At 42.6% G+C, this 15880-nt stretch carries 10 protein-coding genes; 2 read left to right on the plus strand and 8 right to left on the minus strand.

Going from position 1 to position 15880, the window contains the following annotated elements:
* Positions 1-123 precede the first annotated feature (123 nt).
* Together D7V92_RS20810 and D7V92_RS20815 are read left to right on the plus strand one after the other, a co-directional pair.
* Positions 124-1416, plus strand: a complete 1293-nt coding sequence (locus tag D7V92_RS20810; RefSeq protein ID WP_008773813.1) for a DUF1080 domain-containing protein — start codon at positions 124-126, stop codon at positions 1414-1416.
* Between the two features lie 104 nt (positions 1417-1520).
* Positions 1521-4337 carry an NPCBM/NEW2 domain-containing protein gene (locus D7V92_RS20815; protein ID WP_121773681.1) on the plus strand — a complete coding sequence of 939 codons (2817 nt, stop codon included), beginning with the start codon at positions 1521-1523 and terminating at the stop codon, positions 4335-4337.
* A 57-nt stretch (positions 4338-4394) separates the two neighbouring features.
* Here the strand turns inward: D7V92_RS20815 and D7V92_RS20820 are convergent, their stop codons facing one another.
* The 8 genes from D7V92_RS20820 to D7V92_RS20855 all read right to left on the minus strand — a co-directional run bounded on the left by D7V92_RS20820 (position 4395) and on the right by D7V92_RS20855 (position 15706).
* Positions 4395-4778 carry a hypothetical protein gene (locus tag D7V92_RS20820; RefSeq protein ID WP_005861419.1) on the minus strand — a complete coding sequence of 128 codons (384 nt, stop codon included), beginning with the start codon at positions 4776-4778 and terminating at the stop codon, positions 4395-4397.
* 121 nt (positions 4779-4899) lie between these two features.
* On the minus strand, positions 4900-6078 hold the full coding sequence (locus D7V92_RS20825) for a glycoside hydrolase family 172 protein (protein ID WP_048927980.1): 1179 nt from the start codon (positions 6076-6078) through the stop codon (positions 4900-4902).
* A gap of 33 nt (positions 6079-6111) precedes the next feature.
* Positions 6112-7527, minus strand: a complete 1416-nt coding sequence (locus tag D7V92_RS20830) for a glycoside hydrolase family 140 protein (RefSeq protein ID WP_121773682.1) — start codon at positions 7525-7527, stop codon at positions 6112-6114.
* A gap of 17 nt (positions 7528-7544) precedes the next feature.
* Positions 7545-8885, minus strand: a complete 1341-nt coding sequence (locus D7V92_RS20835; RefSeq protein WP_121773683.1) for a glycoside hydrolase family 28 protein — start codon at positions 8883-8885, stop codon at positions 7545-7547.
* Between the two features lie 110 nt (positions 8886-8995).
* Positions 8996-10585 (minus strand): RagB/SusD family nutrient uptake outer membrane protein, encoded by a 1590-nt coding sequence (locus tag D7V92_RS20840; protein ID WP_005867004.1) that lies wholly within the window; start codon positions 10583-10585, stop codon positions 8996-8998.
* Positions 10586-10597: 12 nt separating this feature from the next.
* A complete protein-coding gene (locus D7V92_RS20845) occupies positions 10598-13774 on the minus strand; it encodes a TonB-dependent receptor (protein WP_233572885.1) in 3177 nt (1058 codons plus the stop codon).
* A gap of 281 nt (positions 13775-14055) precedes the next feature.
* A complete protein-coding gene (locus D7V92_RS20850; protein WP_121773685.1) occupies positions 14056-15066 on the minus strand; it encodes a FecR family protein in 1011 nt (336 codons plus the stop codon).
* Between the two features lie 67 nt (positions 15067-15133).
* The gene (locus D7V92_RS20855) at positions 15134-15706 is read right to left on the minus strand and encodes an RNA polymerase sigma factor (protein WP_121773686.1); all 573 of its coding nucleotides are present in this window, start codon (positions 15704-15706) and stop codon (positions 15134-15136) included.
* Positions 15707-15880 lie beyond the last annotated feature (174 nt).

Here is a 15880-nt window from a genome sequence, read left to right on the forward strand (position 1 = left end):
CACCGTAACGACTTTGATATTAAGTCGTTTAGCGTCATTTCTCCCGTTTTTCGAGGTTATTCCAGAGATTTATAGTAAATTTGCCATTCAGTTACAATTTATCAACCTAAATTCTTTATTTACATGGAATCTGTAATGAAAAAAACAGCCGCCACAAGCTTGTTAGCCTCTTGTGCGGTATCGCTGGCCTTGTTTTCCTCTTGTGCCAGTCAAGAACAAAACACACTTACTCCCGAGGAAATCGCCGACGGATGGGTTCTGCTTTTTGATGGAAAGACATTGGATGGTTGGAAAGATTACAACGGGACTACATTGACACAGCCTTGGCATGTAGTGGATGGTTGTATACAAGCCAAAGGAGATGGCAGCGACGCTAGTGGCTACATCGTAACCGATAAAGAGTATGAGAACTTCGAGCTTTCTTGGGACTGGAAATTGTCCAAGGGTGGCAATAGCGGTATGTTGTACCATGTGGTAGAGCGTCCCCAATTCGCTGTTCCTTACGTAACGGGGCCGGAGTATCAATTGATCGACGAGCCGAACTTCCCGGACCCATTGGAAGAGTGGCAGAAATTAGGTGTGGATTACGCGATGCATTTGCCGGATAAATCCAAGATGAAGGTGAATCCGCAAGGCGAATGGAACAACTCCAAGATCGTATTCGATAATGGACATGTGGAACATTGGTTGAACGGACAAAAGATCCTAGAGTTCGAGGCATGGACAGACGATTGGCACGCTAAGAAAAATAGCGGCAAATGGGCCAACGCACCGGAATACGGATTGGCGAAAAAAGGTGTGCTTTGCTTGCAAGATCATGGTTATCCCGCATCTTTCCGTAACTTGAAGATCAAGGAACTTCCTCGTAAGGCCGGTAAGGAAGTGAACTTGTTCAACGGCGTGGATTTGACGGGATGGGAACCATACGGTACGGAGAAATGGTACGTAAAAGACGGTTTATTGGTTTGCGAAAGTGGTCCCGATAAGCAATACGGTTATCTCGCTACCCGTGATTATTATGATGATTTTGATCTGACCGTAGAGTTTAAGCAAGAGGCTGACGGAAACTCCGGTGTATTCATCCGCTCTTTCGTTGAGGAAGGCGTGAAAGTAAACGGCTGGCAGGTAGAAGTAGCTCCGAAGGGTCACGATACAGGTGGTATCTATGAGTCGTACGGACGTGGCTGGTTGGTTCAGATTCCGGATGAGAAAGAGAATATCTTGAAAGAAGGCGATTGGAACACGATGCGTATCAAAGTACAAGGCGATAACGTACAGACTTGGCTGAACGGACAGGAAATGGTAAACTTGAATGATGAGAAGATCGGAGCGGGTAAAGGCCGCATCGCCCTTCAGATTCACGACGGTGGAGGCATCAAGGTTCTTTGGCGAAATTTAAAACTTACGACATTATAATAGAACGAAGCTAGATTATAAACCAAATAAGGTGTTTCAAAAGAAGTCTTTTTGAAGCACCTTATTTTTATCATTGATAACACCCTCTTTTATCACTGGATTTTATGAATAAACTTATCTTTACAGCTATCCTTTCGGGATTTGCCGGCCTCTACGCCATGGGCCAGAACGAGATCCGGCTTATGGACATGGACCTAAATAAATCCTACCAAACTTACGGTGGCGCCGTCAAAGGGAAATCAGTTACCAACGAGCCCGCCTCTATACAAGGAAAAACGTATGATGACGTGATCGGGGTACAAGCCAAAAGTCATATCAAGATCGATTTACACAAGAATGCGTCACGCTTTCAAGCGCAGGTCGGGATCGCCGACTCACATATCGATTATACGGATAAAAGCCTCACGGTTATCCCTTTTGTTGACGGAACGAAAATGTATTTCGATACCCGAAAAAACGCCAAGACATTTGTTGGTCTAGAAGGTAAAGACGGAAAAATACATCCGGGCTCGGCCTTATTTATCTTGAAAGGAGATGACAAGGAGCTTTATAACAGCGGTATCGTCAAACTTGGCGATGCCCCGAAAACAATCGATATCCCCCTAAATGGCATAAAGATATTGGATCTTATTGTAGAGCCTACCGACGATGGACCTAGCGGAGATCATGCCTTATGGATCACGCCCCAAATAGAGTATATGGAGATCATCCCCTCGATCGTCTCCACGAGCTATCAAGGGAAAGGGCCGGAAGTATCATCCGGTACGGAGAAGAAATTACTTGATAAAATCAAGCAATTACCCCAACAAGGGCTTCCTTTGGAAAACACCTCTTTCGACTGGCTTTTACAACCCTCACGATCAAAAGCCGGCATATATGCGACTCCAGATGGCAAAAGCATCTTATTGTCAAACGGAATGGTAGCACGTATGTTCCGTGTCTTGCCCAATCTTTCCACTCTCGATATCTTTAACCGGATGACCGGAGAAAGTATGCTTCGTGCCGTAAGTAGCGAAGGTTGTTTGACGATTGACGGGAAACGTTGGGAACTTGGCGGGCTGGCCGGCCAGCCCGAGCGCGGATACTTCCAAATGGAATGGGTCGACCAGATGACTACTCGCCCCGGTTCTTTTCTCATTAAGGATTTCCGCATAGAAGAGCTACAGGAAGATATCAAATGGGCCAGAAGCCGCTGGGCACTAAATAAGAACGTACCCACAGGGAAAAGACTGACTTTCGTATTGAAAGGAGAGAAAGAAACAGAAGGTGTCACCGTAGAACTCCATTACGACTTATACGATCACATCCCGGTTATCCGGAAAAGTATGGAGGTTACCAACAATACCCCGCAGTCCATAGATATCGATACCTTTCAATTGGAATATCTGGCATTCGCCGAACCGGAGTCGCCCGGCGGTGGAGATCCCTCTAAATTCAGGCTCCCGAACATACATGTAGAAAGCGATTATGCTTGTGGCGGAGAGTTTACCGAGCGGGAAACCGATATCACGGAGAAATGGGTGGCCGATCCGGAATATACCTCCCAACGCAATTATCCTTTGCTAACGCCTTGTATATTAGATGTATCCCCCAAGCTAGGTCCTGATTATACCCTAGCGGCGGGCCAGAAATTCAAATCCTTTAGCGTATACGAGATGCCGTTCGACAGCGATGATCGGGAACGGAAGGGTTTGTTTAAACGACGCTTACATTATACGGTAGCTCCATGGGCTACGGAGAATCCGATCTTCATGCACCTTACCTCTTCCGATCCGGATGTTATTCGTACCGCTATCGATCAATGCGCTACCGTTGGATACGAGATGGTTATCATCAGCTTTGGGTCCGGATTGAACGCCGAGGATATCTCAGAAGAAAATATCGCCAAATATAAATCTTTGGTGGATTACGCCCGCAACAAAGGTGTAGAGTTAGGGTGTTACTCCCTCTTATCAAGCCGTTGGATCAGCGACGAGGTAGATGTTATCAATCCCAAGACAGGTAAACGAGGGGGGATGCGTTTCGGTAGCGCTCCCTGCCTTTGCAGCGATTGGGGATATGAGTATTTCCATCATATACGAACCTTCTTCGAGCGTACGGGCATGCGTTGCTTCGAGCACGACGGCTCCTATCCCGGCGACGTATGCGCATCTACCCACCATACCTATCATAAAGGGCTGGAAGATTCCCAATGGAATCAGTTCCATAAGATAACCGATCTCTATCGTTGGATGTGCGAGAATGGCATTTATATCAATGTTCCCGATTTCTATTTCTTGAACGGGTCTACCAAGACAGGCATTGGTTACCGTGAAGCCAACTGGTCGCTTCCCCGGGATCGGCAGATCATCCATGCCCGCCAATTGAATTATGATGGTACATGGGATCGGATGGCTTCGGCATGCTGGAGCTTTGTTCCTCTCGTGGAGTATCAAGGAGGAGGAGAGGCCGCTACCTTGGAGCCCCTCCACGAACACTTGTTCGAATACAAAACACATATGATGCAAAATTACGGAGCTGGTGTCCAAGCTTGCTATCGAGGGCCACGTCTGTATGATACCCCGGAGACCCAAGCAGCCGTAACCGAGGTCATTCAATGGTATAAGAAATACCGCGATATACTCAACAGCGATATGATCCATTTACGCCGACCGGACGCACGAGACTGGGACGGGTTCATACACGTCAATCCCCACAAGAAGGAGAAAGGTCTAGCCATGTTCTTCAATCCGACCCATCAAGAGATCACCCGTACGATCCATATCCCACTCTATTATACCGGCCTGACACAAACAGCCCGCATCCGGGAAAAAGAGCAAAAGCCTGTCACCTACAAACTGAACCGGGACTATACGGTGGAGCTTACGGTTAAAATCCCTGCCAACGGATATACTTGGTATGTGGTTGAAGCAGCCGATTAGAACTAAAATGGCCGGGATAATCGCTACCCCGGCCATTTTATCTATCTATAGACTTCTTTATCTACGTCCGTTACCTAGATGTTTTCTGCCATGTTTATTCCCTTTAGGCTGCTGTTTCTCCAGATATTGTTTGTATTGTTCCTCCGTCAATATCTTTTTCATCTGGGCGTTCTTATCCTCACGCATGGCCAACATCTTTTCCCGTTGCTTCTCACGCTCAGCCTTCATCGCCTCACGTTCTTTCTGAGCCTTTTCCATATACTCTTTTTGAAGTTTACGGAACTCCACCGCTTGTTTCTCATCTAACTTCAAGTCGGCGATCATCTTCTCGCAACGTGCGGACGGATCCATCTTACGCTTGTCCATACGCCTGTTCTCACGAGCGAACACAGAAGTAGAACTCAACAATACAACCAAACACAATCCTATTACCTTTTTCATAAACTACTACTTATTACTTTTATTATAAATTACCTGTTTATGAAGCGCTTCGAAAGAATAGACATCGATAAAAAGGAAAGGTTTAATCGGAAATAACATTTAACATTTTACCACAGGCCATTTACCATCTCGGAATCTCCAAATCATCCTTACTGGGCAATGCCGGGAATTTAGCATGTGGTTCCGCCTGATACCAGAAAGTAGTCGATGAGATATCCGACTTTTGATTATTATACCTACCGTCGTGCCGCCAACCCAAATCTTGAATCGTAACCTTCAGATCCTTTTCAAAACGAACCGGGTCCAAGATATGCCAGCGATACAAGCCGAACGCCGTAACAGCCCGATATAGGCCATCCGGACGGATCACTTGGTGCATTCCCGCATAAGGAGTGGTGAATTCTTGGTATTGATGTGTTTTCTGATTCTCGAAGTTATACGAACCGCAGAAATAATCCTCCGTACCTGTTCCACAGATTGTCGGGTATTCCTTGTCGCCATCCATATAGAACTTGATCTCTCCTTCACCCCACCAACAGTTATCATTGACACGCCAAGCTAAATAAGTTCCGACATATTGTCCCTTTCCCTTGATTCCATCCACCAACGTATGGATAGAGCCTTGTGTCGGGTTGGAACGACGGAACTGCGCATGGAAATATCCCTCATCCTCCGGCACTTCCGTCAAGGTATAATTAATCTGGTAATACAAACGCATCTCTTCCGCATTATTAATATTCTCCAACGTTATACGTGCTTTCTTACGGAACGGCATCTTCCAGTAGCAATTGAAAGCGCTCCCGGGATTTACACAGACCGCCAACGAGGAAAGTTGGGCATACTCATTAAAAGCACTGGCGAAGAAATCCCCGACCGGACATTCAACCGAAGGCTCTTTCTCGTCGTCCCAATACATACGGAGTATCGAGAATCGCCAGTTGCCAGTGGGAGTCATCCATATCTGCTGGATAGCCCCCGGGCCATCAATCTCCGCGATAGTAACTGTCTCCCCCGGTTTCACGATAATAAAAGGATTTACTTTCCAGCCTTTCCCCAAATCTTTCGCTGGGCCAGCTGCATTCGCCTTATTCCGGACATCCTTATCTCTCACGGGATCAGCCATCGCTCCTTTCCCTTTCTCCCCCGTAAAATTCTCCGGACTGATCGAACGACTCTGCGCATTCGACAAACGAGAAAGGTTTCCCATATTCATATCCAACCCGTTAAAAGGATACTGCTGGGCATTCGCCCAAAAACTTAACAGCAAAAAGGCTAACAGTAAAACATTGATCTTCTTCATAATGACTTTTATTATTTAAAATTTATACATCGTCTACCTATCATCCGCCTCCAAAATTAAGATCCAATCATTTCCCCTCTCTCCCGCTTCTCCGGGCGCATTGAATGTACGAATTCCCTTATTCTCGACCGCTCCGATCAAAGTTCTCGCCCCATTCCTCGGATTGAACCAATAAGCTTTCCCAAAAGATCGCAATTTACTCATTTGTATTCTTACATCCTGCCCTTGACTCAAATAAACTAAAATAAAAGTCTTATCTTTTGCTAAAACTGGAGTGATATAACTTGCGTCATTGTAATTAATTCCAAACAAAACGGATAGATCCGGACGGAAACGATCTAACGGATACATCGTAAACAAAGACTTTACATAGCGCATACATTCGGCTCCCGGCCTATCCAACGCACCATCCCAAAACGTGAGGCATGGTACATGATATTTACCTCCGGGCTTATACATTTGCCAAATAGCGTTATTCCCATATGTATATCCGGCAGCTCCAGACAAATAAGTCCAATAAGCCTGCATACGAATATCATAGTCATCGTAAATTCCATCCGTAAAATAAGTCGTATCCTTAATCAACCCGTTATCACCTATTATGTCCTCCTTTTTCTTCCCGAATTTAGCATAATCAAAATATTCCCAGAAACGAACCGGTATGTCCTCGTATGAAGGTTCCGCATTTACAAACGGTTTAATCGGACTCAATTGAGCATACATACCCGAAAAACGATATACCGGATCCATCCGGCGGTAATGTCCGCTTTGGAGAATATTGAATGATAGCCAAGACTCATTGTGGAACCAATAATGCGAGGAAATCTCTCCTGTCGGATGATAGGACATTAGTTGTGTTCCTCCATTTCCTTCTTGAATTCCTTTCGCCATAGACTGCCAGATTTCAAACTCCTTATCCGTAACTACATTTCTATCGCCACCAAGAATCCATATTACAGCTTCGTTTTTATACCGGGTTCCCAGTATTTTCCCGTACGTATACGCATTATCAGGGTTAAACAAAGCCGGATTTCCGTCTTTCTCTACCACATTACTCGCCCAAGTAGGTAAAAGCCCAATATACAGTCCTCGTTTTCCAGCCTCTCGAATCACGAAATCCACTAACTCAAAGTATCCTTCCGTGATTTGGGTAGGGTTCTTATCAACCAAGGGCAAATATCCGTACACATTCGGTTTATCCAAACCATCCAGTTCAGATAAGATAACAGCCTGTATTACCGTAAAGCCCTTTTCTTGCCGGTTATCCAGATAGTGAACGATCTCCTCCTTATCCAATACATGAAATAACTCCCAAGCCGTATCCCCCAGCCATAAAAAGGCACCGCCCTCTTTCTTATAAATAATAGGATCGTTCGGACGGACGATCAAATCTTGAGCCAAACAACCCAATACACAAAAAGCTAGACAAAACAAAAGATATTTTCGCATACTAATTCTTTTTAAGATTAAAAACTTACATTATAAATCTCCACGGACCCCACATTATCGAAGCAAGAGGCTGGGCTAACTTTCCCACTCTCACAAACTAATCGAACATTCCGTAAAATCACTCGATCTAAATTATGAAGGTAAAGCCCCCAGCAAGGGAGCGCACGATAATCTGTCAATGGCTTCGAGGGAGTACGTCCTACTATTTCTTGATCTTTATTCCCAATATACGATAAGGAAACATCCGAAAGCCGGACATCTTTCAAACTACTATCTCCCCAACTCTCTACCGAGGCGGCCGCTTTCATTAAACGTGTACCTCTTATATGCTCCAAACAGATCCGCTCTCCCCGGTTCCCCTCATTCAATGTGACTAGAAACGGATTATCCAATTGATCAAAAGAACAGCTAGATATCAATATATCCTTTACTTCCCCAAACGCAGGAAACCATGCGCCCGGTTGGAGCAATATACCAGAAAGCATATTCCTACGTTTTTGCTCACCGGAAGTCCGATGTGGATATTTTCCCGGACCTCTAAATTCACAATCAACGATCTTTAAACCAGTAGCCGGCATTATCAACCTTATCCCATTGCACGATGAGTTCATATAGCAATTCTCTATTACCATATTCTTCCATAGCCCACCCGCAACAGCATCATCACCCGTATAAAAACGGCAATTTCGGATACGGATATCTTTTCCGCCACGAATATGAATCCCATCCCATCCTTCCTCCACTAAAAGATTATCGAAAGAAGCCCTTTCAATATCATAACTCATAAAAGCATAGTTCGACGCTCTTCGTAGTTTAACTCCCGATATCTTAATCCCTTTCGATCTCGACAAAAAGAGAATATGAGGGCCTCTCATCCCTTCTTCACCTTTTTTATCTTGAATATGGGCACCATCGATTACCCCCTCTCCTGTAATTGACACATCTTCAACTTGATCTCCTAAAAGCAATGCTTTGTTCCAATTCCGGGGTTTTACTTTATAATAAGTCTCATCTTGATTAAGATCGGATATAGAACGGTACTTTTCCAGATTATTTATGCCTTTCACTACGGCATTACTTTCTAAGAATAAGTTTACTTTACTTTTCAGCAGAATACTTCCTGTCAAAAACGTTCCCTCCGGAATGATAACCGTTCCTCCCCCTCTCAAGGTACAAGCTTCTATTGTCCTGTTGATGAACTGGGTATTGTCTGTTATTCCATCTCCTTTAGCTCCAAAATCCACGATATTATAGGTGCTATCATCATTTGAGGCCCAACCTACCCGCATAAAGAGCATAAACAATACAAAGAGACACCCCCGAAAGACTCTTACTTTCGACACATCTATCATCTTCATTATTCAATAAGATTTAATATGATCATAAAGGAATAAAAAAGAATAGGATTAGCGATCCCAAGAGAACCATCCTATTCCTTTTCTTTGATGAACTTTTCAACAAGTTATATCTACTCGTTCTCGTAACCTATGCTTTGTGTCATATTCGGATTATTCTCCATTTCAACCTTGGGTATCGGGAAATACAAATCTTTCGCATCATAATGCGGATTACCAACACGTGTCTTTCCATACCAACGGCTAATCTCCTCATCCAAGACCTTCCAGCGGCAAACATCTTGCCAATGTTGTACGCCCTCACCGCAGAACTCCATGAAACGTTCCTCCCGAATCGCATCTCTCAAAGCTTCTCCACTAGCCGTTATATCATGGGAACTATCTCCATTATAAGCTCTTCTTCTTACCAGATTCATATAGTTCCGGGCATTTACCTCATCTCCCGTAGCCTGACAAGCTTCCGCATACATCAAATATACATCCGCCAAACGCATCAAATACATATTAATACCAACCCCTAAATTCAACTCATTCACCGTACTTTTCAACGGATTGTATTTTCGCATGCTCCAACCTTGAATGTCAGCCTCCGTATCCTTATATTTCAGAACCTGCGTCTGCTGTCCATTCATAATAACAGGAGTTCCCGGACGCAAAGCGGCGATATCCAAACGAGGATCTCCATTAAAACGTTTAATATTCGCATCATGAAAGAAAATATTACCCCAACCGGCCGCCTCGACATCTCCACTTGCGTTCTGGAAACATAAGGCAGCGATCAATCCATATTGAGAACCTTCTCCATACCAAAAATATCCGGAAGTATCCCCATTACGGAAATTAATCTCTAAGATCGATTCTCTATTAAATTTCTCCTGATCCTCATTAAACATCTTCGCATATTCATTGAAAGGGAGCAATTCTTTTCCGGAAGAATCAATAACCTCTTTCAACGCTTTCTTTGCCGCATCATAATTACCCATATACAAATTCGCTTGCCCGATGTAACTAGTAACGGCAACAGAGGTTGGACGTGGATAGTCCGCCCTCTCTTCCCATACAGCAGGTAGCAAAAGTTTGGCTGCCTCATAATCTTTCAAGATCTGATCGTAAACCTCGGCCACCGTGCTACGTTCTATATTTAGCATATCCGGAGTCGATGCTACCTGTAAACGAACAGGTACACCTTTTCTATCGCCCTCCCCGTTACAAGGATATCCCTCTCCAAAAAACGCTACTAACTGTTGGTGTGCCCAACCTCTCCAAAACAAAGCTTCTCCCTTCATCTGCGAAAGCCTTACTAAATCCGCATCTGTAAACTTCTCCTTGTCGATTCTTTCCAATTGCTCCAATACGGTATTCGCACAAGAAATCATTTTATAATAACCAATCCATAACGTCCCAATGTAAGCATTATCAGAAGTCACTTGATTGGTCGCCAACTGGTTCCAGTTGGCGTCACCAGTCCAAGCCATATCTACCGTATGATCCACACAGAATGTCCCTTTCGCCATAACCCTCTTTCCATACAAAGGCACAGCGACCATATTCGCATAAACTGATGTTACGATAGTCTCCATATCCGCCATAGATTTAGGGTAGACACTTGGAGATAACGCACTGGGATTTGATAAATCCAGAAAACTATCCGAACAACTATTAAAAGTTAACGCAGCAGCTAATAATATAACTAATTTCTTCATCTTCCTATTAATTTAGAGGGTTAAACTTAAACCGCCCATAATGGTGCGGGTGGATGGAGCCCGTTTCACAGAATACATATTTCGTTCCAAATATCCACCACCCAATTCAGGATCTCCTTGGAACTTTGTGATAATAAATAAATTATCGCAGTTAATATAAAACTTCAAACCTTCAATCTTCAAATGAGAAAGTATTGATTTCGGTAAATTATAGCCGAAATGTAAATTCTTCAACTTAAAGAAAGAACCATCCTCCACAAAATAAGAGGAGACATTCTTGAAGTTTCCATTCGGGTCCTCTTTCGTTACTCGAGGATGTGAAGTAGCCCGGTTCGTCGGACTCCACGCCTCATATACCTTATAAGTCGTATTATAGTCACCATAGAAACTTCTTTCATAAAGCTTAGCGCTATTAAAGACATCAACACCTGCGTTTCCTAACCAGCCCATATTTAAATCAAAGCCTTTCCATGACAAATTTATATTCAATCCATACATCAAATCCGGCCAAGGATTACCGATATATGTCTTATCCTCATTCGTCACCTTTCCGTCTCCATTTAAATCCTTATATTTCAAATCACCCGGAGCCGTACCTGCTTGTTGGTACAATCCATCCGGAGATTGAGCGTTTAAGGCATCGATTTCCGCTTGGTCTTGAATAATGCCATCCACTACATATCCATACATCTGTCCCATCGGTTGCCCATTTTCCGTACGATAAATAGAACTATTCAAAGCCGCATCGCTTCCAGCCCAAATGATCGGATTCACTTGGTCACTTAACTTTACCACTTTGTTCTTGTTGGTAGACAACGTAAAAGCCACGTCATACCTGAAATCTTTATAGGAATCCCTCCATTGAACCATCCATTCGAAACCTCTATTGCTTATCTTTCCGATATTAGCCCGATAAGAAGAGGTCTCGCTAAATGGTTCCGAAGAAGGCCCGGCAGAAGGTGGCACACCTACTGAATACAGCATATCGGAAGTTTTCTTATCATAATACTCGATTGTTGTATTCAAGCGATTATCCAGAAAACTTGCGTCAACACCTATATTCCATTGGGCCACGTCTTCCCATTTAATCGTAGCATTCGCAACATTTGAATACCAGAATCCTCTCTGCGTATTTTGCCCATCATATGAATAATATAGATAATTATTCGTAAAAGAAGGTTCATACAAGAATTGAGGAATTGTATTGTTACCAATTTTACCATAACTTCCTCTCAATTTCAATTGAGACATCCATGTTATATTATCCTTTACGAAGCTCTCTTTTCCCACATTCCAACCAACAGAAGCCGAAGGAAACACACCAAACCGGTTCTCTGGGCCAAAGTTATCATAACCATCCCGACGAATACTAGCCTCTAGCAAATACCTGTCATCATAAGCATAGTTTACACGAGCGAACTGGGATAAACTACGACCTTCCGTTTTCGTTCCGGATACATCTTTATCTCCCGTACCTAAACTAATATCATCCGAAGGCTGAACCAAGAAGCCGTTTTTCCAACCACCTGCCGAAGAAGCCGTCGCCCGATAAGCCTCGTAGCCAACCATACCTTTTACATAGTGTTTCTCCCCAAAAGTATGATCATAAGTCAATGTATATAACATACGTAAATCATAACCGGAGCCATAATCTTTCGAGTAATAATCCTGTTGAGATAAAGATCCCAAATTCCATGACTCTAAGAACAAATTATTCGCATGGGAGTCAAAATTGGCAGAGAAATTCGCTTGGAATTTTAAATCATTGATAATCTCCCAATCCAAAATCGCATTTGCCCGGGCCCAAAACCTACGTTCATTCGCATGATGCGACATTAGTGTAGCCACATGATTAGGTCCCTCGTAGTAACCACCTGCCGGATGTTTCCCCCAACCTCCACCAGCTTCGTTGGTATTATCATAAGGCACCATCGTAGGAACTTGGCGGTAATAAACATAATCATTATTCGTCTGCCCATACAAATGGGGATCCGTATTATTAAAACCAACAGTCAGGATCTCGGAAAATTTCACACGTTTACTTATATTTGTCTGGCTAGCCACACGAAAATTACCCGCATCCTCAAATGAATAACGTTCGATAAACTGATTCTTGTAGAACTCCGCAGACATATTAAATGTAGTTTTCTCATTACCACCTGTCATCTGTAAAAAATAGTTTTGCCTAAAAGCATTACGCCAAACCAGATCTTCCCAGTCTGTATCTGGTAGCGAAGCGGGATTATCCCAGCCGGAATTGGGATTATTAGGGAAGCCTGCCGCCAGTTTCCGGTCAATAAAGTCTGCGGTATGCAGCATATCCGGCAAATCGATCGGAGTCTCTATTCCAAAGTTTACTCTCGCATTAATAGAAAGTTTCCCTATCTTTCCTTTTTTAGTGGTAACAAGGATCACACCACCTGCTCCCCGAGCACCATAAATAGCAGTAGAAGCCGCATCCTTCAAGATCTCGATAGATTCTATATCATTAAAATTAGGAGCGCTACCCGGCACTCCATCCACGATCCACAACGGATCCGCACCATTGATAGAAGCCGCTCCACGAATGATAATATTCCCATTGGAAACATTGACACCAGCCACACGTCCTTGAATAACATGCGACACATCCATATTTAAATCATTAAAATCATCCGTCTTAATAGAAGCCACAGATCCCGTTACATTCGACTTCTTCTGCACGCCATAACCAACAACGACTACCTCATCCAGTTTTTGAGTATCTTCCTTCAAGTTTATCATTAAACTTGATTTTCCGTTCACAGCTACATCTTGAGTATTAAACCCAATATACGAGACCTGTAAAATACCGCTATCATTTATATTTAATGAGAAATTTCCCGAAATATCCGTTACCGTTCCATTCGTAGTCCCTTTCTCAACAACATTCGCTCCGATAATCGGTTCACCGTTACTATCCACGACAGTACCAGATACCAGCTTTACATTACCAGCAGTCTTTAAAGTTACGACAATTGAATGCCCTGTCATCGTATATTGCAAGTCTCTTTGATGCAGTACATCATCTAACAAACGCCGAATCGGCTGATTCGTCACGTTTAAAGTTACCTCTTTCTTTCCTTCCACTATAGCATCCCGATAAGAGAATATATATGTGGTTTGCTTCTCTACAGCCTCAAAAAATTGCTTTAATGTAGCATTCTTCATGGAAAGAGTGACACTTCCTGTCTGAGCTAATACCAAAATAGGATTAAAAAACAGAAATAGAGCCAAAAAAATTATATAGCTACATTGATTTTTTCTACTTTTGAACATATATTATTTTTTAAAATTGATACAATCCGTTTTATGGCTTGATCGCCATTCTCGTAAATGGAGTATTAATTGGGGAACCGGAAAATCTCGACCATTTTTCGGTTCCGTTTTTATTATGAAGAATCTTGTCGCATAAGAACTGATTTAAGGTTATACATTTTATTTTCACTCGCTCAAGGATGTATAAAGATATCATCTCCTCGTATATCATATGTAAAGTCATAATGCCTCTCTAAAAGGTCCATTACATCTACGATATATTCACTATCAAAATTTCCGGTAAATAAGTCATTCGCTAAAGAAAAATCATTCAAATGGATATTCACGCCATATCTACGCTCTAGTTTGGCCAAGACATCACTTAATTTCGTTGATCGAAAAACGAGGTCTCCTCTTAACCACGCCGTTTCAAATCGATTATCTGTTTTCTCCACGGTTATAATACCCGATTCTTTATTGAACAATGCTTTTTCATTTGGTTTTAGATAAACGACACGAGAAGGGTCTGAACAAGTCTGTATCTTGATCCGTCCCGATATCAAGGCCATTTCCATGACATTCTCCCGCTCATACGAATACACATTAAAACTTGTGCCCAACACTTCTATATCCAGATATTCAGTATGTACCACGAAAGGTTTATCCTCATTCCGAGTCACCTCAAAATAGGCCTCTCCCTCTAAATTGACCTGTCGAAGCTCTCGACCGAAATCGTGAGTGTAACTTAAGCTCGATTCCGCATTTAGTTTTACTTGTGTTCCATCCGGTAAAGTCACCCCCGATCTTTCCCCTCTATCGGCATGAACCACTAAATTGCCAATGCTACCCTTCTGATCGACTGGATTGAAATATAAATAACCAGACAATATACTTAATAAAGGTATTAATAGTATTGCGGCGATACGAGCCAGTTGCCTAAACACCATAACGAATCGTTCTTTTCTCGTTCGATTTTGAATCTCACTGAACATATCTCGTATGATTCTCTCATCAACCTCTTCAAAGGGTCGCCCATTTTCCCATAAATGAGACAATGACAGCGATAATTCATCATCATCAGACAAATTAACCAAAAGCCGTAGTGTTTTCAACTCTTCCGTAGAGATCGTATGATCCATGTACTTTGAGAGCAAATAATATGTATGTGATTCCTGCATAATATCCTTTTTATAAGGTATACACATGACAGATGAATTTATAACATACCTCTTTATATGTTATAAAACATAGAAATTGTATTAAGAGACCTATTTACCCTATAAAGAAAAGAGAGAATAGATATGCGTAGTTACCTAGTTCCTTCCTCAAGATATGCAAGGCTTGAGATATCTGATTACGAACAGATTGTTCAGTAATCAAGGTTTTAACAGCAATTTCCGTTATAGACAGCCCTTGCTCTTTACTCAACTCAAACAATTCCCGCTGGCGAGGAGAAAGTTTTTGCTTCGACACTTCCAGTTTATGGTTAAACTCCTCCAAAGAGAGTTTCCGTTCAATAGCAGTCTCATCACATTCTCCTGATTCGACAAATGCAATATCTTCCAAAAAAAGCGGACTGTTTGCCTGCCTACGAAACTCATTCAACAATTGATTCTTTGCCATGGTAAACAAGAAAGACCTAAAAGACATATCCGGATCAATCTGCTCTCTGCGTATCCATACCTTAATAAATGTCTCTTGCACTATATCTTTAGCAAGAACATCCGAATGAGTCAAGCCTAAAGCAAAAGCATATAGGCGAGATACATATAACTCATACAGCTTCGTAAAATCTTTATACGAACCTTTTCGCAGTCGCTCAAGATATATTCGTTCTAAATCCATCTCCTTTCGCATCACATTGACCATGCAAATATAGGAAAACATATCAACAGAAAAACAAAAATCTAAAACTGATCCCTCCGAAATGAACAATAGCATAAAGGAGGTGTGTCAAAATGCACATCTCCTTTTTTATGCACAAAGCCCCGACTTTCACAAGCTGGGGCTTTGTTATTA

Source organism: Parabacteroides sp. CH2-D42-20 (assembly GCF_003670185.1).
GTDB classification, from domain to species: domain Bacteria; phylum Bacteroidota; class Bacteroidia; order Bacteroidales; family Tannerellaceae; genus Parabacteroides; species Parabacteroides distasonis.

What these genes read in the sequence shown, in the direction of transcription:
- D7V92_RS20810 (WP_008773813.1), top strand. Translation starts at nt 124, where the DNA reads ATGGAATCTGTAATGAAAAAAACAGCCGCCACAAGCTTGTTAGCCTCT.
- D7V92_RS20815 (WP_121773681.1), top strand. Translation starts at nt 1,521, where the DNA reads ATGAATAAACTTATCTTTACAGCTATCCTTTCGGGATTTGCCGGCCTC.
- D7V92_RS20820 (WP_005861419.1), bottom strand. Translation starts at nt 4,778, where the DNA reads ATGAAAAAGGTAATAGGATTGTGTTTGGTTGTATTGTTGAGTTCTACT.
- D7V92_RS20825 (WP_048927980.1), bottom strand. Translation starts at nt 6,078, where the DNA reads ATGAAGAAGATCAATGTTTTACTGTTAGCCTTTTTGCTGTTAAGTTTT.
- D7V92_RS20830 (WP_121773682.1), bottom strand. Translation starts at nt 7,527, where the DNA reads ATGCGAAAATATCTTTTGTTTTGTCTAGCTTTTTGTGTATTGGGTTGT.
- D7V92_RS20835 (WP_121773683.1), bottom strand. Translation starts at nt 8,885, where the DNA reads ATGAAGATGATAGATGTGTCGAAAGTAAGAGTCTTTCGGGGGTGTCTC.
- D7V92_RS20840 (WP_005867004.1), bottom strand. Translation starts at nt 10,585, where the DNA reads ATGAAGAAATTAGTTATATTATTAGCTGCTGCGTTAACTTTTAATAGT.
- D7V92_RS20845 (WP_233572885.1), bottom strand. Translation starts at nt 13,774, where the DNA reads ATGAAGAATGCTACATTAAAGCAATTTTTTGAGGCTGTAGAGAAGCAA.
- D7V92_RS20850 (WP_121773685.1), bottom strand. Translation starts at nt 15,066, where the DNA reads ATGTGTATACCTTATAAAAAGGATATTATGCAGGAATCACATACATAT.
- D7V92_RS20855 (WP_121773686.1), bottom strand. Translation starts at nt 15,706, where the DNA reads ATGGATTTAGAACGAATATATCTTGAGCGACTGCGAAAAGGTTCGTAT.